At 41.0% G+C, this 21,337-nt stretch carries 16 protein-coding genes; 13 read left to right on the top strand and 3 right to left on the bottom strand.

Translation table 11 applies throughout. The features are described 5' to 3' along the window. Window positions 1–61 precede the first annotated feature (61 nt). The 4 genes from QM865_RS02880 to QM865_RS02865 all read left to right on the top strand — a co-directional run bounded on the left by QM865_RS02880 (window position 62) and on the right by QM865_RS02865 (window position 3,227). The gene (locus QM865_RS02880; RefSeq protein ID WP_414305975.1) at window positions 62–517 is read left to right on the top strand and encodes a MarR family winged helix-turn-helix transcriptional regulator; all 456 of its coding nucleotides are present in this window, start codon (window positions 62–64) and stop codon (window positions 515–517) included. Between the two features lie 56 nt (window positions 518–573). Then, window positions 574–1,806: an acyl-CoA thioesterase/BAAT N-terminal domain-containing protein gene (locus tag QM865_RS02875; protein ID WP_143952789.1), complete on the top strand. Its 1,233-nt coding sequence runs from the start codon at window positions 574–576 to the stop codon at window positions 1,804–1,806. A 297-nt stretch (window positions 1,807–2,103) separates the two neighbouring features. Then, window positions 2,104–2,799, top strand: a complete 696-nt coding sequence (locus tag QM865_RS02870) for a GNAT family N-acetyltransferase (RefSeq protein ID WP_414305974.1) — start codon at window positions 2,104–2,106, stop codon at window positions 2,797–2,799. 11 nt (window positions 2,800–2,810) lie between these two features. After that, the gene (locus QM865_RS02865; RefSeq protein WP_414305973.1) at window positions 2,811–3,227 is read left to right on the top strand and encodes a GNAT family N-acetyltransferase; all 417 of its coding nucleotides are present in this window, start codon (window positions 2,811–2,813) and stop codon (window positions 3,225–3,227) included. A gap of 721 nt (window positions 3,228–3,948) precedes the next feature. On the opposite strand, the gene QM865_RS02860 is transcribed toward QM865_RS02865, so the two are convergent. Beyond that, on the bottom strand, window positions 3,949–4,041 hold the full coding sequence (locus QM865_RS02860) for a type I toxin-antitoxin system Fst family toxin (protein WP_000969509.1): 93 nt from the start codon (window positions 4,039–4,041) through the stop codon (window positions 3,949–3,951). A gap of 132 nt (window positions 4,042–4,173) precedes the next feature. On the opposite strand from QM865_RS02860, the gene ruvB reads away from it, so the two are divergent. The 9 genes from ruvB (at window position 4,174) to QM865_RS02815 (ending at window position 15,437) form a co-directional block, all read left to right on the top strand. Next, window positions 4,174–5,172: a Holliday junction branch migration DNA helicase RuvB gene (ruvB, locus tag QM865_RS02855; protein WP_414305972.1), complete on the top strand. Its 999-nt coding sequence runs from the start codon at window positions 4,174–4,176 to the stop codon at window positions 5,170–5,172. Further along, entirely contained in the window at window positions 5,153–5,725 is a 573-nt protein-coding gene (locus tag QM865_RS02850) for a nucleotidyltransferase family protein (protein WP_414305971.1), read from the top strand. The genes ruvB and QM865_RS02850 overlap by 20 nt, the downstream gene beginning before the upstream one ends. A 232-nt stretch (window positions 5,726–5,957) precedes the next feature. Next, window positions 5,958–6,716: an isoprenyl transferase gene (locus QM865_RS02845; RefSeq protein WP_000466722.1), complete on the top strand. Its 759-nt coding sequence runs from the start codon at window positions 5,958–5,960 to the stop codon at window positions 6,714–6,716. A gap of 8 nt (window positions 6,717–6,724) precedes the next feature. Next, window positions 6,725–7,528 (top strand): phosphatidate cytidylyltransferase, encoded by an 804-nt coding sequence (locus QM865_RS02840; protein WP_203175585.1) that lies wholly within the window; start codon window positions 6,725–6,727, stop codon window positions 7,526–7,528. 21 nt (window positions 7,529–7,549) lie between these two features. Then, on the top strand, window positions 7,550–8,809 hold the full coding sequence (gene rseP / locus QM865_RS02835; protein WP_261083005.1) for an RIP metalloprotease RseP: 1,260 nt from the start codon (window positions 7,550–7,552) through the stop codon (window positions 8,807–8,809). Window positions 8,810–8,821: 12 nt separating this feature from the next. Next, the gene (locus QM865_RS02830; RefSeq protein ID WP_414305970.1) at window positions 8,822–10,675 is read left to right on the top strand and encodes a proline--tRNA ligase; all 1,854 of its coding nucleotides are present in this window, start codon (window positions 8,822–8,824) and stop codon (window positions 10,673–10,675) included. A 98-nt stretch (window positions 10,676–10,773) separates the two neighbouring features. Beyond that, window positions 10,774–12,153, top strand: a complete 1,380-nt coding sequence (gene bglA, locus QM865_RS02825; RefSeq protein ID WP_414305969.1) for a 6-phospho-beta-glucosidase — start codon at window positions 10,774–10,776, stop codon at window positions 12,151–12,153. Window positions 12,154–12,344: 191 nt separating this feature from the next. Continuing rightward, window positions 12,345–14,153: a glutamine--fructose-6-phosphate transaminase (isomerizing) gene (gene glmS, locus QM865_RS02820; protein WP_414305968.1), complete on the top strand. Its 1,809-nt coding sequence runs from the start codon at window positions 12,345–12,347 to the stop codon at window positions 14,151–14,153. A gap of 234 nt (window positions 14,154–14,387) precedes the next feature. After that, window positions 14,388–15,437, top strand: a complete 1,050-nt coding sequence (locus tag QM865_RS02815) for an LLM class flavin-dependent oxidoreductase (RefSeq protein ID WP_414305967.1) — start codon at window positions 14,388–14,390, stop codon at window positions 15,435–15,437. Between the two features lie 99 nt (window positions 15,438–15,536). Here the strand turns inward: QM865_RS02815 and QM865_RS02810 are convergent, their stop codons facing one another. After that, the gene (locus tag QM865_RS02810; RefSeq protein ID WP_414305966.1) at window positions 15,537–19,442 is read right to left on the bottom strand and encodes a pullulanase; all 3,906 of its coding nucleotides are present in this window, start codon (window positions 19,440–19,442) and stop codon (window positions 15,537–15,539) included. Window positions 19,443–19,555: 113 nt separating this feature from the next. Beyond that, window positions 19,556–21,034, bottom strand: coding sequence for a M protein trans-acting positive regulator PRD domain-containing protein (locus tag QM865_RS02805; RefSeq protein WP_414305965.1), 1,479 nt, complete (start codon window positions 21,032–21,034; stop codon window positions 19,556–19,558). Window positions 21,035–21,337: the final 303 nt, after the last annotated feature.

Here is a 21,337-nt window from a genome sequence, read left to right as displayed (position 1 = left end):
TGGGCTCTCCTTGACAAGAAAACACTATTTTGTTAATATGGTTAACAAAATGGAGAAGACTATGAATAAGAAAGAACTGCATAAGTTTAATAATCGTTTTAACAGTTTTGTTTTAACTTTTGAACAGTTGAAAAAGGATCAGCATAGGAACAGTATTGATAAGTCAATCACTATTAATGAAGTCCATTTGATTGACCTGATAGGTCGCAATCAGCCTATGAATCTAGTAAAATTATCTGAATTATTAGAAGTTTCGAGAAGTGCAATAACTCAAAGTGTTAGGAGATTGATTCAAAAAAAATTGGTTGTTTTTGATTTTGATCCGAATAATGGGAAAAATAAATATTTGAGATTATCTGAAAAAGGCATCGAAGTTTTTAAAATCCATAAGGAGCAACAAGCATATATTGAAAAATCAATCTTTTCAGTTTTAAACAACTATAGCGAGGTGGAACTTAAAACAGTTGTGAAATTGATGGAGGATATTGAAAAGGTGTGGGGAGAATTACCGTGGTAAAAGTCACGGTAAATTTCAAATATAATTGTTAAGTAAATTAACAAAAAGGAGAAGATATGACTGTAAACATAGAACTGATTTCACAAACAGATTTAGCGGATGAATCTTTTTATATTGCTATTAATGGTTTAGAACCAAGGGCAATGTATTGTGTAGAAATGTACCTGTCTGATTATTACTGTATAAATGCTCCCTTGCTTTTAGATCATGATGTTATATGGAAATCAACCGCAATTTTTTTATCTGATCAGGACGGTATGATTGATACCTCTCAGACAGCATCTATTTCGGGATCTTATAAAGGAGTTTCAGAAATGGGATTATTCTTTAATGCGAAACCGTTGAAGAATAGGAAAAGGAGATTACCGAGTTCTCTTGATAGAATTCCATTACGAGATTGTTTTGGTGTTGAAATTAAAATCAGACTGGGAAAAGATATGGTCGCGGAGCAAAGTTTTGTAAGGCGTTATATGAATCTGGGAGTAAGATATCAAGATATCTATGACAAGCATTTTCAAGGTCGATTATTTTATGATGAAAAGTTAAGAAGGGCGCCAGCCGTGATTATTGTTAGCGGTAGTGAGGGAAGAATTGAAAAAGCTCAGAATATTGCCCAACTTTTATCTTCTAGAGGCTATATTTGTCTTGCGATAGCTTATTTTGGTTTAGAGGGATTACCCCAAAATTTAGAACGAATTCCAATAGAATGTCTGGAGGAGGCGAAAGATTTTCTATATCATCATCCTCAAGTTGATAATACAAAAATAGGAATATATGGTCGCTCTAAAGGAGCAGAGCTTGTTCTGGCTGGACAAAGTATTTTGGAAGATGTGCAATGTTTGGTACTCAATTCCCCCTCAAATGTAATATTTGAGGGAATAAAGGGAAAACTCAATTCTAATTCATCTTCTTGGACATATTTACAAAAGGAACTTCCTTATCAAAAATTTCAGTTAGGAGAGTATTTGTTAAATAAGTTTTTTGGAAAACATATTCCTGAAGATAGTAGGGCTCAGATTGATGTGAGTAAAATTTCCTCCCCTTTATTATTACTAGGAAGCGATGTTGATGAAATATGGAATGCATCATCCGCGATAGATGATATCATTTCACATTATAAAGGGGAATCCATTTTGTTTAAAAAATACCATGAAACAGGGCATATGTTGACGGTTGCTTATCAACCGAATCATCGTTATCGAAAAGATTGGCGCTTATTAATGAAAGAAAGTGTAGACTCTTGGCTTGTTACGATAAATTTTTTTGATACACATCTGAAGAATTTGTAGATAGTGCTGAACCGTACTATAATAGTCCTAACTAAGATAAAAACACAGTTCTGGTTGGTAGTCCAGTCTACAAAAGCAAACACTAAAACAAGAGAAATTTGAATACAAACAGTAAAAAATAGAGAGAAGCATAAGGGACATTAACTCACTCGTTCCCATATTTGATTATTCCTCCATAAAGTGGATGGATGATTTTTATAAGAGGAGTTTGCATTATTGAATAGAAAACCAAGTGTTTCCTAAAATTTTCATTGAGATATGTTATACTATATTCAATAAGTGAATAAGGAGAAAGCTATGCCAGTAAACGAATATGGTCAGATGATTGGTGAGTCAATGGAAGGTTATACACCCGGTGCACTGCCTTCTATTGATTTCTTAGAAGGGTGTTATGCTAGGATAGAGGCTCTTTCAGTGGAAAAGCATGCGGAGGATTTGCTAGCTGTTTATGGCCCGGATACTCCTCGGGAGATGTGGACCTATCTTTTTCAGGAGCCAGTAGCAGATATGGAAGAGTTGGTTAGCATTTTAAATCAGATGTTGGCTCGTAAGGACCGTTTTTACTATGCAATCATAGACAAGGCGACTGGTAAGGCTTTGGGAACTTTTTCTCTCATGCGCATTGACCAGAATAACCGAGTGATAGAAGTGGGCGCAGTCACTTTTTCTCCAGAACTCAGGGGGACACGGATAGGGACAGAGGCTCAGTATCTTCTGGCTCGCTATGTTTTTGAGGAGCTGAACTATCGTCGTTATGAGTGGAAATGCGATGCTCTTAACCTGCCATCCAGACGAGCAGCGGAACGTTTGGGATTTGTCTACGAAGGAACCTTCCGTCAGGCAGTGGTTTATAAGGGACGTACGAGGGATACGGATTGGTTGTCTATGATTGATAAGGACTGGTCAAAAGTCAAAGCTCGTTTGGAAATATGGTTGCGTCCTGAAAATTTTGATAAAAATGGGCAACAATACAAGAGTTTGAGAGAACTCTAAGAGGTGTTGAGATGATTACTATTAAAAAGCAAGAAATTGTCAAGCTAGAGGATGTTTTGCATCTCTATCAGGCTGTCGGTTGGACAAATTATACCCATCAACCAGAGATGCTGGAGCAGGCCTTATCTCATTCATTAGCGATTTATGTGGCACTTGATGGCGATGCTGTGGTGGGCTTGATTCGTTTGGTTGGAGATGGATTCTCATCAGTATTGGTTCAGGATTTAATTGTTTTACCAATCTATCAGCGTCAAGGGATTGGTAGTGCCTTGATGAAAGAGGCTTTAGAGTATTACAAAGATGCCTATCAAGTCCAGCTGGTGACAGAAGAGACAGAAAAAAACGTGGGATTTTATCGTTCTATGGGCTTTGAAATCTTATCCACCTATAATTGTATAGGAATGACTTGGATGAATCGAGAAAAATAATAAAACTTGTTTTTCTTAAGCAAAGTTTAAGGATGGTCTAGTATTATATAGTTATTAAATAAAGACCTCCTAACTTTATTTAATGAAATCCTAAAACTTTTTTTCATCATAATCTCCTAATGAAGTCACCAAATCAGGTGGCTTTTTTGTGAGGTGAAGTGCTAGTGATAGAAATTTTTTGCATAATAGTAAAATTTGAGAAAAGTTAAGCTAGTTTTAAGCTTCGTCTTGTATTATATCTTTATTAAATAAAGACCTCCTAACTTTATTTAATAAAATCCTAAACTTTTCTTTTTCATAATAATCTCCCTTAACTCCACCAAATCAGGTGGAGTTTTTTGGCTCTATTTCAGGCTTTTGGGGACTATTTTAAAAATCATTTTTCGATATTTTTCGGTATTTTTCGGATTTTGGTCGGGGAATTTTTTAGAAAATATGACTAAGAAATAGGTTTGTTGTTACTTCAGCTACTTCAAACTCAATTTGATTGTAAGTGACTGTTAATTGAAGGACTGAAATTGCTGTAATAATACTCTTGGTTGTCAAGGAGTGAGTCATCATATTGTTGTACAGCGGTTAAAGCTTGAAAATCCGAGAATATAAACCTTTGACAAAATGTGTGAACTATGGGATAATAAAAGGGAATTAAGTATTGTGTCTATATCATAGGCTAGAAAAGACCCCAAGCTCACGACCAAATAAGCTTGGGGTCTTTTTGACACTATTTGTCCTTGTTTAGCCATTTATCGACTAATCGAAGAACGACACCGACCACAATTGGTCCGATGATAGTTTTAAGTATTGTATCCATCATGGGCTATCTCACCTCCTTTCGCAGGCGGTGTAGCAGTGCCGTAGAATATTATACCACATAAGTGTTAAACTCAGGAGGCACCAATTCAGTGGCTTTTTTGTTTGTGGCTTGGTTTTTTGATATAATAGAGCCATGAGTAGAATTTTAGATAATGAGATAATGGGGGATGAGGAGTTGGTAGAACGCACGCTTCGTCCTCAGTACTTACGTGAATATATCGGGCAGGACAAGGTCAAGGACCAGCTCCAAATCTTTATCGAAGCTGCCAAAATGCGGGATGAAGCGCTGGATCACGTCCTCTTATTTGGCCCTCCAGGTTTGGGAAAAACGACCATGGCTTTTGTTATTGCCAACGAACTAGGTGTCAATCTCAAGCAGACTTCGGGTCCAGTCATTGAAAAAGCCGGAGATCTGGTAGCGATTTTGAATGACTTAGAGCCTGGGGATGTCCTTTTTATTGATGAGATTCATCGCTTGCCCATGTCGGTGGAGGAGGTGCTTTATAGTGCCATGGAGGACTTCTACATTGATATCATGATTGGGGCTGGTGAAGGTAGTCGCAGTGTTCACTTGGAGTTACCACCTTTTACATTGATTGGTGCGACGACTCGGGCTGGTATGCTCTCAAATCCACTACGGGCACGTTTTGGAATTACAGGTCATATGGAGTATTATGCTCATGCTGATTTGACGGAAATTGTTGAGCGGACGGCAGATATTTTTGAGATGGAAATTACTCATGAGGCAGCATCTGAGTTGGCTCTACGTAGCCGTGGAACCCCTCGTATTGCCAATCGTCTCCTCAAGCGCGTGCGCGATTTTGCCCAGATAATGGGGAATGGGGTTATCGATGATCTTATTACCGATAAGGCTTTGACTATGCTGGATGTTGACCATGAAGGTTTGGACTATGTGGATCAAAAAATCCTTCGCACAATGATTGAGATGTACGGTGGTGGTCCTGTTGGTCTAGGAACTCTTTCTGTTAACATAGCAGAAGAGCGTGAGACAGTTGAAGACATGTACGAGCCTTACTTGATTCAAAAAGGCTTTATCATGAGGACACGTTCTGGACGGGTAGCGACTGCTAAGGCATATAAGCATTTAGGTTATGAATACAGTGAAAAATGAGCAAGAAATTCTAGAGGCTTTTAGAGAAAATCCGGATATGATGGCTATTCTGACCATCATCCGTAATCTTGGTCTAAAAGACTCGTGGTTGGCAGCAGGTTCTGTCAGAAATTTTATCTGGAATCTCTTGTCAGACAAATCCCCTTTTGACTGTGAAACAGATGTAGATGTAATTTTCTTTGATCCAGATATTTCTTATGAGGAAACCCTGTCCCTAGAGAAAAAGCTGAGAGAGGACTTTCCTCAGTACCAGTGGGAATTGAAAAATCAAGTCTATATGCACCAGCACAGCCCTCATACTGCTCCCTATACTAGCTCTCGTGATGCTATGAGTAAGTATCCAGAACGGTGTACGGCGGTTGGGCTTCGCTTGCATGAAGACTCCGCTTTAGAATTCTTTACTCCTTATGGACTAGAGGATATTTTGAATTTCCAAGTTCGCCCAACTCCTCATTTTTTAGAAAATGAAGACCGAATGAAGCTCTATCAAACACGATTATCCAAGAAAAATTGGCAGGAGAAATGGAAAAATTTGATTTTTAAAAATACTTAAGGAAACTTTAAGCTAGGAAGTGTATACTAAGTTCATAAGTTAAGAAGACCTTAACTTAAACTCCTAAAACTTTTTCATAATAATCTCCCTATAAAAAAATAGAGTCGCCCAATCAGGCGACTTATTTTTTTGAAAACTGAGCCTGATACCTGAGAATAAATAGCTTAGTGATAGAAGAAAATAGGGAAATATGGTATAATGAAACGATAGATTTTTGAATAGGAATAAGATCATGTTTGGATTTTTTAAGAAAGATAAGGCTGTGGAAGTAGAGGTTCCGACACAGGTTCCTGCTCATATCGGCATCATCATGGATGGGAATGGCCGTTGGGCTAAAAAACGTATGCAACCGCGAGTCTTCGGACACAAGGCGGGCATGGAAGCATTGCAAACTGTGACCAAGGCAGCCAACAAACTGGGCGTTAAGGTTATTACAGTTTATGCTTTTTCTACAGAAAACTGGACCCGCCCAGATCAGGAAGTCAAGTTTATCATGAACTTGCCAGTAGAGTTTTATGATAATTATGTCCCGGAATTGCATGCGAATAATGTTAAGATTCAAATGATTGGGGAAACGGACCGCCTGCCTAAGCAAACCTTTGAAGCTCTGACTAAGGCTGAGGAATTGACTAAGAACAACACAGGTTTGATTCTTAATTTTGCCCTCAACTATGGTGGACGTGCTGAGATTACACAGGCTCTTAAGTTGATTTCTCAGGATGTGTTAGATGCTAAAATCAACCCAGGTGACATCACAGAGGAATTGATTGGTAATTATCTTTTTACCCAGCATTTGCCTAAGGAGTTACGAGATCCAGACTTGATTATCCGTACTAGTGGAGAATTGCGTTTGAGCAATTTCCTTCCATGGCAGGGAGCCTATAGTGAGCTCTATTTTACGGATACCTTGTGGCCTGATTTTGACGAGGCGGCCTTGCAGGAAGCCATTCTTGCCTACAATCGTCGTCATCGCCGATTTGGAGGAGTTTAGGAGGAAATATGACACAGGATTTACAGAAAAGAACCTTGTTTGCAGGGATTGCCCTGGCTATTTTCCTACCAATTTTAATGATTGGGGGACTCTTGCTTCAGATAGCAATTGGAATCATAGCCATGCTAGCCATGCATGAACTTTTGAAGATGAGAGGTCTAGAGACCATGACAATGGAGGGCCTCTTGACCCTCTTTGCAACCTTTGCTTTGACCATTCCCTTGGAGAATTACCTGACTTTTTTGCCAGTTGATGGGAATGTGGTTGCCTACAGTGTTTTGATTTCAATTATGTTAGGAACGACTGTTTTTAGCAAGTCGTATACGATTGAGGATGCGGTTTTCCCGCTTGCTATGAGTTTCTACGTGGGCTTTGGATTTAATGCTTTACTAGATGCTAGAATTGCAGGGTTAGATAAGGCACTATTAGCCTTATGTATCGTTTGGGCGACAGACAGTGGTGCCTATCTTGTTGGGATGAACTATGGTAAACGAAAATTAGCTCCGACAGTTTCTCCTAATAAAACCCTTGAAGGTGCCTTGGGCGGTATTTTAGGAGCAATTTTAGTAACCATCATCTTTATGATAGTTGACAGTACAGTCGCTCTTCCGTATGGAATTTACAAGATGTCGGTATTTGCTATTTTCTTTAGCATTGCTGGACAATTTGGTGATTTACTAGAAAGTTCGATCAAGCGTCACTTTGGTGTCAAGGATTCTGGGAAATTTATCCCTGGACATGGTGGTGTTTTGGATCGTTTCGATAGTATGTTGCTTGTATTTCCAATTATGCACTTGTTTGGACTCTTTTAATCAAAAGACGGAGGAAATACTATGCTCGGAATTTTAACCTTTATTCTGGTTTTCGGGATTATTGTGGTGGTGCACGAGTTCGGGCACTTCTACTTTGCCAAGAAATCAGGAATTCTAGTACGTGAATTTGCCATTGGTATGGGACCCAAAATCTTTGCTCACATTGGCAAGGATGGGACGGCCTACACTATTCGAATCTTGCCTCTTGGGGGCTATGTTCGCATGGCTGGTTGGGGTGATGATACAACTGAAATCAAGACAGGAACTCCTGTCAGTTTGACGCTTACTGATGATGGTAAGGTTAAACGCATCAATCTTTCAGGTAAAAAATTGGATCAAACAGCCCTCCCTATGCAGGTGACCCAGTTTGACTTTGAGGACAAGCTTTTTATCAAGGGCTTGGTTCTGGAAGAAGAAAAAACTTTTGCAGTGGATCACGATGCAACGGTTGTGGAAGCAGATGGAACGGAGGTTCGAATTGCTCCTTTGGATGTGCAATATCAAAATGCGACTATCTGGGGGAAACTGATTACCAACTTTGCAGGCCCTATGAATAACTTTATCTTAGGTGTCGTTGTTTTCTGGATTTTAATCTTCATGCAGGGTGGTGTCAGAGACGTTGATACCAATCAGTTCCATGTCATGCCTCAAGGGGCCTTGGCTAAGGTGGGAGTGCCAGAAACAGCTCAGATTACCAAGATCGGCTCACATGAGATTAGCAACTGGGAAAGTTTGATTCAGGCTGTGGAAGCAGAAACCAAAGATAAGACGGCCCCAACCTTGGATGTGACTATTTCTGAAAAGGGTAGAGACAAGCAAGTCACTGTTACTCCTGAAGAAAATCAAGGTCGTTACCTTCTAGGTGTTCAACCGGGAATTAAGTCGGACTTTCTATCCATGTTTGTGGGTGGTTTCACAACCGCTGCTGACTCAGCTCTCCGAATTCTATCGGCTTTGAAAAATCTGATTTTACAACCGGATTTGAACAAGCTAGGTGGACCTGTTGCCATCTTTAAGGAAAGTAGTGATGCTGCTAAAAATGGAATTGAAAACGTCTTGTACTTCTTGGCAATGATTTCCATTAATATCGGGATTTTTAATCTTATTCCGATTCCAGCTCTGGATGGTGGTAAGATTGTTCTCAATATCCTAGAAGCTATCCGCCGTAAACCATTAAAACAAGAAATTGAAACCTATGTCACCTTGGCCGGAGTGGTCATCATGGTTGTCTTGATGATTGCTGTGACCTGGAATGACATTATGCGACTCTTTTTTAGATAATCGAGGAATATTATGAAACAAAGTAAAATGCCTATCCCAACGCTTCGCGAAATGCCAAGCGATGCTCAAGTTATCAGTCATGCTCTTATGTTGCGAGCTGGCTATGTTCGTCAAGTATCTGCAGGTGTTTATTCTTATCTACCACTTGCCAACCGTGTGATTGAAAAAGCCAAAAACATCATGCGCCAAGAGTTTGATAAGATTGGTGCCGTTGAGATGTTGGCTCCTGCCCTTCTCAGTGCAGAATTGTGGCGCGAATCAGGTCGTTACGAAACTTATGGTGAGGACCTTTACAAACTAAAAAACCGTGAAAAATCAGACTTTATCCTAGGTCCAACTCACGAAGAAACCTTTACAGCTATTGTTCGTGATTCTGTTAAGTCTTACAAGCAATTGCCACTCAACCTTTACCAAATCCAACCTAAGTATCGAGATGAAAAACGTCCACGTAATGGACTTCTCCGTACACGTGAGTTCATCATGAAGGATGCTTACAGCTTCCACGCTAACTATGATAGTTTGGACAGTGTTTATGACGAGTACAAAGCTGCCTATGAGCGTATTTTCACTCGTAGTGGATTAGACTTCAAGGCTATCATCGGTGACGGTGGAGCCATGGGTGGTAAGGACAGCCAAGAATTTATGGCCATTACACCTGCTCGTACAGACCTTGACCGCTGGGTTGTTTTGGACAAGTCAGTTGCCTCATTTGATGAGATTCCTGCAGAGGTGCAAGAAGAAATCAAGGCAGAATTGCTTAAATGGATGGTCTCTGGTGAAGATACCATCGCCTACTCAAGTGAATCTAGCTATGCGGCCAACTTGGAAATGGCAACAAACGAGTACAAACCAAGCAACCGTGTTGTCGCTGAAGAGGAAGTGACTCGTGTTGCAACGCCAGATGTTAAATCAATCGATGAAGTGGCAGCCTTCCTAAACGTTCCAGAAGAACAAACGATCAAAATCCTCTTCTACATGGCAGATGGGGAGCTTGTTGCGGCCCTTCTAGTTGGAAATGACCAACTCAATGAAGTTAAGTTGAAGAACCACTTGGGAGCAGATTTCTTTGACGTTGCTAGCGAAGAAGAAGTGGCGAATCTTGTTCAAGCAGGATTTGGTTCACTTGGCCCAGTTGGTTTACCAGAGAATGTTAAAATCATCGCAGACCGTAAGGTGCAAGATGTTCGCAATGCAGTTGTGGGTGCTAACGAAGATGGCTATCACTTGACTGGTGTGAACCCAGGTCGTGACTTTACTGCAGAATATGTGGATATCCGTGAAGTTCGTGAGGGTGAAATTTCTCCAGACGGACAAGGTGTCCTTAACTTTGCGCGTGGTATCGAAATTGGTCACATCTTTAAACTCGGTACTCGTTATTCAGCAAGCATGGGAGCAGATGTCTTGGATGAAAATGGCCGTGCTGTACCAATTATCATGGGATGTTACGGTATCGGTGTCAGCCGTCTCCTTTCAGCAGTGATGGAGCAACACGCTCGCCTCTTTGTTAACAAAACGCCAAAAGGTGAATACCGTTACGCATGGGGAATCAATTTCCCTAAAGAGTTGGCACCATTTGATGTGCACTTGATTACTGTCAATGTCAAGGACGAAGAAGCGCAAGCCTTGACAGAAAAGCTTGAAGCAAGCTTGATGGGAGCTGGTTACGAAGTCTTGACAGACGATCGTAATGAACGTGTCGGAGTTAAATTTAGCGACAGCGACTTGATTGGATTGCCAATCCGTATCACTGTTGGGAAGAAAGCAGCCGATGGTATCGTAGAAGTCAAGATTAAAGCGACTGGTGACACAATCGAGGTTCATGCAGATAACGTGCTCGAAACGCTTGAAATCCTCAGCAAGAAATAAAAACTATAATCAGAAGAAAAACAAGGAAAAAATGTAACTAGTTTTTACCTTGTTTTTTCTGTATAATGGGAAAAATGACTAGATAAAGAGGTAAATGTATGCTAAGATTTCCAAAGGATTTTGTATGGGGATCCTCTACTTCTGGACCGCAGACAGAAGGACGTGTAGCTGGTGATGGTAAAGGAGATAATCTCTGGGATTACTGGCATCAAGTGGAGCCAAATCGTTACTATAATGGGATTGGTCCAGATAAGACATCGACCTTTTATGAAAACTGGGAGCAGGATATTGAGCTTTTGTTAGAGACTGGTCACACAGCCTTTCGGACTTCTATCCAGTGGTCACGGATTTTTCCACAAGGCTGTGGAAAAGTCAATCCTCAAGGTGTGGATTTCTATCGTAAGGTTTTTGAGGCTATTAAGGCTAAAGGTATTCGTCTTTTAGTGAATCTTTATCATTTTGATTTGCCTTTTGCTCTTCAAGAAGCTGGTGATGGTTGGGAAAATAAGGCGACTGTCTCAGCCTATGAAGACTATGCTCGTTTTTGTTTTGAGACTTATGGAGATTTAGTGGATCAATGGATTACCTTTAACGAGCCCATCGTTCCTGTAGAGTTTGGCTATTTTTACGATGCCCATTATCCACATAAGGTGGATGCAGAGGCAGCCGTTAAAGTAGCTTATCACACACAATTAGCTAGCAGTCTAGCGGTCAAGGCCTGTCATGAACTCTTACCAGATTCCAAGATTGGGATTGTTTTAAACTTGACACCGGCTTATCCACGTAGCCAGCATCCTGCTGATGTCAAGGCAGCTCGCATTGCGGACCTTTTTCAGGCCCAATCTTTCTTAGATCCGTCTGTTTTGGGGACTTATCCACAGGAGTTGGTAGAAATCTTGCATGAACACGGAATCTTGCCTGATGCTACAGAGGAGGAGTTGGAGCTCATTCGTGACAATACGGTAGACTTTCTAGGTGTCAACTACTATCAACCTTTGCGTGTTATGGCGCCTCGATTTGCTAAGCATCCAGAGAGTCCACTCTTACCAGAACATTTTTACGAGCCTTATGTGATGCCTGGACGTAAAATTAATCCTCACCGTGGCTGGGAGATTTATGAGCAAGGGATTTATGACATCGCCCAAAATATCAAGGAAAATTATGGTAATATAGAGTGGATGTTGACAGAGAATGGTATGGGTGTTGAAGGAGAGGAAAAATTCCGTCATGATGGAATGATTCAAGATGATTATCGTATTGAATTTGTAAAAGGTCATCTTCGTGAACTGCACCGTGCTATTGAAGATGGAGCCAACTGTAAAGGATACTTAATCTGGACCTTTATCGATTGCTGGTCATGGCTCAATAGCTATAAAAATCGCTATGGTTTGATCGAATTAGACTTGGAAACGCAAGAACGACGTCTGAAAAAATCAGGGCACTGGTTCAAGGAATTAAGCGATAATAACGGATTTTAAAAAGGGCTCTGACTGATTATTCTAATTGGTCAGAGTTTTTTGATTTCAGGAAGTTGATTTGAACTATACCAATCTTTACTCTTGACAAGTGAAAGAAACAAGTATATACTGTTTTTGCTGATTCTATAAAAAATGAATTAGACTATACCAATTTTAAGGAGAAAGCACAGCTTGCCTGTGTCGTAGATACTATGTGTGGAATTGTTGGTGTTGTTGGAAACACAAATGCAACTGATATTTTGATTCAAGGGCTTGAAAAGCTCGAATACCGTGGATATGATTCTGCGGGGATTTTTGTCCTAGGTGGTGCTGAAAATCATCTAGTCAAGGCTGTAGGCCGTATTGCAGAATTGTCTGCCAAGACAGCTGGTGTTGAGGGAACAACTGGTATCGGACATACTCGTTGGGCGACTCACGGGAAACCAACGGAAGACAATGCTCACCCACATCGCTCTGAGACTGAACGTTTTGTCTTGGTTCACAATGGAGTGATTGAAAACTATCTTGAAATCAAGGAAGAATACCTTGCAGGTCACCATTTCAAAGGGCAAACAGATACTGAAATCGCTGTTCACTTGATTGGAAAATTTGCGGAAGAAGAAGGTCTCTCAGTTCTTGAAGCCTTCAAAAAAGCTCTTCACATCATCCGTGGTTCTTATGCTTTTGCCTTGGTTGATTCACAAGATTCTGAAGTCATCTATGTGGCTAAGAACAAATCACCACTTTTGATTGGTCTTGGAGATGGCTACAACATGGTCTGCTCAGACGCCATGGCTATGATTCGTGAGACTAACCAATACATGGAAATTCATGACCAAGAGTTGGTAATCGTCAAGGCTGATAGCGTGGAAGTTCAAGACTATGATGGCAACAGTCGTGAACGTGCTAGTTATATTGCGGAACTTGACTTGTCAGATATCGGTAAGGGAACTTACCCTTACTATATGCTCAAGGAAATTGATGAGCAACCAACTGTTATGCGTAAACTTATCCAAGCCTACACGGATGATGCTGGTCAAGTAGTGGTTGATTCTGCTATCATTAAAGCTGTTCAAGACGCAGACCGTATCTACATTCTTGCTGCTGGAACTTCTTACCACGCAGGATTTGCTTCTAAGAAGATGCTGGAAGAATTGACGGATACACCAGTTGAACTTGGAATCTCATCTGAGTGGGGCTACGGTATGCCACTTCTCAGCAAGAAACCACTTTTCATCTTTATCAGCCAGTCTGGTGAAACAGCGGATAGCCGTCAGGTTTTGGTTAAGGCCAATGAAATGGGTATTCCAAGTTTGACAGTTACAAATGTGCCAGGATCAACTCTGTCACGTGAAGCTAACCATACTATGCTTCTTCACGCGGGTCCTGAAATTGCCGTGGCATCAACTAAAGCCTATACAGCACAAATCGCAGCCCTTGCCTTCCTGGCAAAAGCAGTTGGTGAAGCAAACGGCAATGCTAAAGCCCAAGCCTTTGATCTGGTCCATGAGTTGTCAATCGTAGCTCAGTCTATCGAATCAACTCTTTCAGAGAAAGAAACCATTGAAGCCAAGGTTCGTGAGCTTCTTGAAACAACTCGCAACGCTTTTTATATCGGACGTGGTCAAGATTACTATGTAGCCATGGAAGCAAGTCTCAAACTCAAAGAGATTTCTTACATCCAGTGTGAAGGTTTTGCGGCAGGAGAACTCAAGCACGGAACTATTGCCTTGATTGAAGAAGGAACACCAGTTTTGGCCCTCTTGTCAGATCCGGTCCTTGCCAACCACACTCGTGGAAATATCCAAGAGGTCGCAGCCCGTGGTGCCAAGGTTCTCACAATCGCAGAAGAAAATGTTGCCAAAGATACAGACGATATCGTTCTTACAACCGTACACCCTTACCTCTCACCAATCTCAATGGTCGTACCAACGCAATTGGTCGCTTACTTTGCAACACTACACCGTGGTCTGGATGTTGATAAACCACGTAACCTTGCTAAATCAGTAACGGTAGAATAAGCTAAAAAAGTCTAGTTTAACTAGGCTTTTTCTTGTGAGCAAATCGGTTGCTTGTACTCATGATTCGTGTTATACTCTTCGAAAGTCTCTTCAAACTATGTCAGCTTCCATCTGCAACCTCAAAACACTGTTTTGAGCAGCCTGCGGCTAGCTTCCTAGTTTGCTCTTTGATTTTCATTGAGTATTAGAATAATTTTTCAAATTGAAGGACAGAAATAGACAGGGAGAATCACAATGGTAGAATTGGGAATTTCAACATTTGGGGAAACAACAGAGCTTGAGGGAACTGGGCAAACTTACAGTCATGCCGAACGCATTCGTCAGTTGGTGGCGGAGATTGAGCTGGCTGACAAGGTTGGTTTGGATGTGTATGGGATTGGTGAGCACCATCGAGCGGATTTTGCAGTATCAGCCCCAGAGATTATTTTGGCAGCTGGGGCAGTCAATACCAAGAAAATCCGTTTGACCAGTGCAGTCAGCATTCTGTCAAGCATGGACCCCATTCGGTTGTTCCAACAGTATGCCACTATTGATGCTTTGTCGAATGGACGTGCGGAGATTATGACTGGAAGGGGTTCTTTCACGGAATCTTTCCCTCTGTTCGGCTATGACTTGAAAGACTACGAAGCTCTCTTTGATGAGAAATTCGACTTGCTTCAGTTAGTCAATGAAAAGACCAAGCTAGACTGGAAAGGTCGATTGACCCAAACAATTTCTGGCAAAGAAGTCTATCCTCGTCCAGTTCAGGACAAATTGCCCTTGTGGATAGCGACAGGTGGTCATGTAGAGTCAACAGTGAAGATTGCTCAGGCAGGCTTACCGATTGTCTATGCCATTATTGGTGGCAATCCGCGTTATTTTAAAAAATTGATTCAGGCTTATCGTGAGATTGGGAGCGAAGCGGGCCATGCCAGTCATGAGCTGAAGGTCGGAGCCCATTCTTGGGGTTGGATTGCTGAGGATGGCGATCAGGCTGTGAAAGATTATTTCCATCCGACCAAGCAAGTGGTGGATGCTATTTCCAAAGACCGTCCTCATTGGCAAGAATTGAGTTATGAGCAATACCTTGAACAAGTTGGGCCAAATGGTGCTATGTTTGTGGGCAATCCAGATCAGGTGGCAGAAAAATTGATTCGCATGATAGAGGATTTAGGTTTGGACCGCTTCATGCTCCATCTACCGCTTGGTTCTATGCCTCATGAACAAGTTCTAAGAGCTATTGAACTCTTCGGCACGCAAGTGGCTCCAAAAGTACGGGCTTATTTTGCCATGAAAGAGGCTTAATAAAAAATCCTAATCAAGCTTATTAGGACGACAAATATTGTACAAAAATTAATCCCCCGAGCTATAATGCTTGGGGGATTTTTCTATAGGAGGGCTAGTTTAGTTCTCTTTTTTGTTTTTTAGTAAGAAACCGAGACCTAGAAGGGCGAGGAGACTAATTCCTGCAAACAGGAGTTTGTAATCGTTTTTGGTTCCTGTATTTGGAAGTTCAGCTTGTTTAGCTAGGGGTGCAGGTGTATTATCCTTGATAGAATTTTCTACCGATTCGTTTTGAACTGCCTCTTTTACAGATGCTTCTTGTACTTCTTGTGCTGGTTGTTCAGCTTGTGAATCAGTTGTAGCTTGGCTAGGTTTATGATCCTCATCCGCTACTTTTGCATCTGGTTTTGTAGAATCAGGTTTAGTTTGTGGAGCTGGAGTTTGCTGCTCCGGTTTGACTACTCGGTTTGGAATATTGTCTTGGCCGTTATTTTGACCTTGCTCTTGTGTTAAGCTAGAAAGATCAAATTCTGTTTTTTCTTCCACAGCTGGGGCAACGATGGCACCGCCTTGAGAGATTCGAAGAACAGTGGCTGTAAGGGCATTTAATTTCAAGCCTTTTTCAGTCCATTCAATCCCTTTCGGGTTGGCAATTCCGACTGGTCCTGCTTGGTTTTCATCTGCTAAAACTTCAGCATTTCTTAGATGTGCAAAGGCAGTTCCCAAATTAAATTCACGAGCTTTTTCGTCCGCATTGACAAAGACTGCGTAGATATCACCGTTTGGAGCAGTGATTTGGTAACCGATCACTACATCCTCTTTCTCCACACCATTTTGGCCTGGAACAGTGATGAGGTGGACACGATCCTTGATATCTTTAAGACTCTTGAGTCGGAAGGCATCTGTAGATTGACGAAGGGCAATCAACCCTTTCATATAGTCACGACTCTTGACATTTTCAGGATATGCTTTTCTATCTGTAGCCTTAGTCCAGTCAAACTTGTTGACTGCATCGCTAGAATCGTAAGAGTCATGGATGAAGTAAGGATAGTCAAATGGATTGCCGTCCTTATCACGCAACAAGTGAGATTTGTTTGGTTGTTTGTCCTCTGCTACTGGAGTCTTGTAGGCTGGGTCACGGAATTGTTTGGTGCGACCATATTCCTGACCAGAGTGGATAAATGGAGTTCCTTGAGCTGTCAAGACCATGAGATTTCCAAGTCGCAAACGACGGTGGATTTCAGCATAGTTCTCGGCCTTGCTTGGGTCTTTTTTAATAGACTGAGCGATAATGTCGAAGAGGGTCAAGTTATCATGGGCTGCAATGTATTGGATGACATCTCCAGGGCTGTCTGCTTCAAAGTTGGTTGGTTGAGCAATCAGATTTTTAAAGATAGTGTTTACATCACGTTTGCCACCTGTGATAAAGGCAGGTTGACCTTCATTTGGATAACCAGATTTGAGGTTGTTGCGGATGTCATCTGAGAAGACAGCGACAGTATCGGTATGTTTCATCCAATCTTGGTCAGCAGCTTTAGTAGGCATATTTTCATCACCAGCATAGGTTCTCCAACCTTCACCCAGCATGATTAGGTTTGGATTGAGGGCGCGTGCAGCCTTGTAAGCTTCTTCGATAGAAGCGGCATCATGGTCTCCCATCATATCGAAACGGAATCCATCAACTTTGTAGGTATCAACTAGATATTTGATAGAATCAACTAGGAGGCGTTTGGTCATATGGTGAGTTGTCCCCAAACGTCCACCACCAAAGCTAGTTCGAGGTATTCCATCGGCATCCATAAAGTGATAGTAGTTTGGTTCTAAATCTTCAAAGATATCGACTTTGGCTGTATGGTTATAAACTACGTCCAGGATGGCTCCCATGCCACGTTTGTGGATTTCGTTGATGAGGTGTTTAAATTCTGCGATTCGTTTTTCTGGATTCTTAGGATCGCTTGAGTACATACCAGTCAAGGAGAAGTAGTTTTGAGGGTCATATCCCCAGTTGTAGTTGCTGTTGCTTGAAGTATAGTCAGACAAGCGTTCATGGTTCTTCAACTCATTGACAAAGTAGTAAGATAAGACTGGAAGGAGCTGGATGTGGGTTACACCCAAGTTTTTGAGGTAGTCTAGTTTTTCGATAAAGGCTTCAAAGGTACCAAATGGTTTGGTTAAGTCTTTTGCAATGGCCGGATCTGAAGTGAAGTCACGCACATGAGCTTCATAGATGACAGCATCTTCGCGCGATTTGAAGTTATGAATCTTACCATAAGTCAGGTTTTGAGGTCCAAGTTTTGCTGGATCCACAAAAGCAGCTTTAGCAACCTTATGGGCAGCGTCTGTTTTGGCTAGATCGCTGTTCCAAGCTGCTAGAGATTTGGCGTAAGGATCAAGTACGAGGACAGTCTTGCCTTGGCGCTCGATTTGATAGTGGTAGTAGTAGCCAGTATAGTTGCTGATGCCAAGACCAGAGTTTTCATTCAGAGTTTGTTTCCAAGTTCCTTTTTCTCCTTTTTCAAGAGCGACGGTTCCAACCACTTTTTCAGGATCTTTCTTATCGTAGATGACAACAGAAACTTTATCAGCACTTGGTGACCAGAGAGTTAAATCAACCTGTTTTCCTTCTTCTTTGAGGTCAGCTCCAAGTTTACCATCATAGCTGTAAGTCTCATCTTTAAGACGCCAGCTTGTTTTGGTAGTGAATTTGTCAGAGTTGTAGCTAACGGTATAAGGATGTTTTGTGTCAGAGAAATCTCCGCTGTAAGTCACTTTCTTACTAGCTTCGTCGATTGCAACATCGGTGATAGTTACCTTGTTTCCTAGGTGATTAGTGATGTTGGAGTGCTTGAGGATATCTTCTTTTTTGGCACCGACTAGTGTTGAAAAACTACTTTCAATGCTAGAAGTTCCTACGTGTTGAGCACCTGTCATACGGATATCATGGACATAGTATGGATTTGTGTAAATCGATTCGTCATCGTCTTTTAGGAAAATCTGGCTATGATTTTTCAAATCTGTAAACTTATAATCTTCTTTACGGATTTTCACGTCGTCTCCTTGTTTGCTCTCATCTAGTAACAAAAATCCAAATTCTTTGGCGGCATCCTTAAGAGGAATATCGATATAGCGACCATATTTGCCTGTAGCTGTAAAGTCTGTTCCGTCAGGCCATTGAGCGCTACTTGGATTTTTCACATCTCCCCAGTACCAGAGAGATTTCTTGTCATAGTTGCCATCTGTACGGTAGTAGTTGACGCGAATAGTTCCTGCAGGTTGTGGCTCGTAAGAGAAAACCTTGTGATCTTGGTCCAACCAAGCCTCATTCATCTTTGGTGCCAGTTTTTCTACCGATTTATCGCCGGTCAGATTTTTTCCAGCTGTATTATTGATGAGGAAGCTAATTTTCTTGGCTTGTTCTCCCTTTAATTTGACATCTAGGTAGTAGCCATAGTCATCTTTTTTGGCATCCTTGAAGGACAAGGCTCCGTTTGGCCAATTTTCAGATGGTTTTTCAACATCGTCCCAAGTCCATAGTCCTTGAGCATCCTTGTTTTCTTCAGGAAGCTTTTTGACATGGATACGGAAGTAGTTGTCTTCTATTGGCTCTTCTGCCTTAGTTTCAGTCGTTACTGGACTCGTAGAAGTAGTTGGCTCATTGGAACGATCTTGCCCGGTTTGTGGTGCGGAATCGGCGGGAGTTGCAGCCGGAGTGGGTGCCTCTGTTGCAGGTTGTTTTTCTTCTTTTTTCTCTAGGGAAGCGTTTGCATTTTCTGGCGAAGAAATATCACTTTCCTTCTTACCAGAGCTCGTTGCTGTATAAGTAAGAGGCTGTGCAAGGGCAGTAGTGGTTTCACTATTACTTGTACTTGCGTTAGTGGTTGGTGTATTTTCATTGGCTGAGATAGTTGGTGTAGCCATAGCAAGTAGGACAAGGCTTGCGCCGATAAGGACAGAACCAGTTCCATTTTTGAGGGAACGGATGCTGTAGACCATTTTTTTCTCAGTTTGAGCTGGTGTTTTTCTCATAATGATTCTCCAATCAATAAATTTCTATATCAGTATAGCATGTAGTAAAACAATATGCAAGCGTTTTCTTGAAATTGAACTAAAAGAAAATCGCAACAGGTTTTCTGTTACGACTAAGCTAGTCTTTCTTTATGAATTTGTGAACCCAAAAGGTGGAGGTGGTGAAATAGTTCTGCAGTAGAAAGATTCCGACTACAAATAATGGGCTTCGGACAATTGGAAACAGGGAAGGTGGTAATCACAATATCGTGCGGAATTTGATTGAAGATCGAGGAAGAGATACTGGATTTTTCCCAAGGGTCAAATAGATAGAGATTGTTACCGTAGTGGGAAAGGGTGTCAATTAGGTTTTGTGCATGCTCACTATCTAGATGACTAATGACCAAAACACGAATTTTGGGAAGTTTTTGAAGTAATTGGACTAAAATTCGTTGTCCTTGGATAGAAAAGGCATAAACTAGCTCTTGTAGTTTACTCGGGTTACTTTCTAGACCAATTTCAGCTAGATAAGCCTGAAATTTCCTTTGACTTGCGTCCAATAGTTTAGGAAATTCTTTTTGGTAATTGGTTAAAAGCAGAGACTTTTGCTTTTCAAGAGATTTGTTGCTAAGTGGGTGGAAAAAATCAGATTGGGCAGTGTAGTGGAGGAGCCAAATCAATTCTTCGCGATTTTCAATCTGTAGGTGAAATTCTTTAGCTAACTCTTCTAAGATTTGACTCAATAAACGATAGGATTTTTGAATCTGATGAATGTCTCCTAAGGCTCCATTGTTAGGCTTATTTGTGATTCGACGAGACTTTACTGGGGTTGAAAATAGCTGTTCCAGTGTCTCCTTTGTAGCTTCAAAATGGAGTTTTTTAGCCAGCTTTTTGATATCTTGTTCAAACTGGGGAATTTGCATGAGGGAACTGTAATGACTGGTTAAGAGAGGAGTAGGATTTTCGATGAAATGTTCCTTATTGAACCGCTCTAGATTGATAGCCAGGGTATATTTAATCTGCCGTAGACTATTGAGGTTGAGTGAAACTTGTTGGGCCTTTAAAAATAGCTGAATCAGCTGAGTGAGTGCCTCTTCGGAAATAGAAGAGAAGGGCCAATCAAGAAAGATGTAACTTTGGCTAAAGTAGTCCAGATAAAAGGCGCGAATATCTTCTTCTGCTCCCTCCAAGACTAAAGGTGAAATTTGGACCTTGATGCCATAGTGTTGTGGGAGTTTAGTATTTAGATGCTGGATGGTTTTCTCAATCTGCTCTGGATTAATAGAAAGCGCCTGACACATTTGGTCAAGTGATTGTCCCTCTTTGAAAAACAGACAGTTCAAAAAAGAGTAGGTTGCAGATTGTTCAAAGATTGCAATCCAAGGATCCAAGGTATTTTGGAAGTCAAATTGTAATTGGATACCTTCTTTTGTTGATCGAATAAGGAGGTTAGGAAATAATTGCTCAAGTTTAAAAAGGCGATCTTGCAATTCTTCTGCTGGTAGATTCAGATTTTCTGACAAAGATGAATCTTGTATCCAATCCTGGTGTTTGGTTAGTTCTTCCAGTAACATTAGCAAATTCAGTTCTGTTTCAGAAAGCAAAATATCCATAACAAACCTCCTTATATATTTATACATATATATTAAAAGAAAAACCAAGTAAAGTCAAGATAAATGGGCTAAGATAAAATAGGATAACCGTAATTTACTATATTCTTTTTGGGTAATTAGGCTGAAAATGAACTTCGTAAAGCAATAGTTGAATTCAGTTTTTATAGGAAAAAATTGGTAAATTCCCAAACTAAGTTCCACCGCTAGTACAAGTGGAAGTTAGTCTGATAAAAATCCTAAAAACCAGTGGAAATCTGTGTCAGGGTAAATTCCACTGGTTTTACTAATGCTTGATTTCATCGC

The sequence above is a fragment of the Streptococcus mitis genome (genome assembly GCF_047462815.1).
Lineage (GTDB): Bacteria > Bacillota > Bacilli > Lactobacillales > Streptococcaceae > Streptococcus > Streptococcus mitis_DO.
Note: the sequence above shows the minus strand (reverse complement) of the source record. Positions and strands in the feature narration are given on the sequence as shown.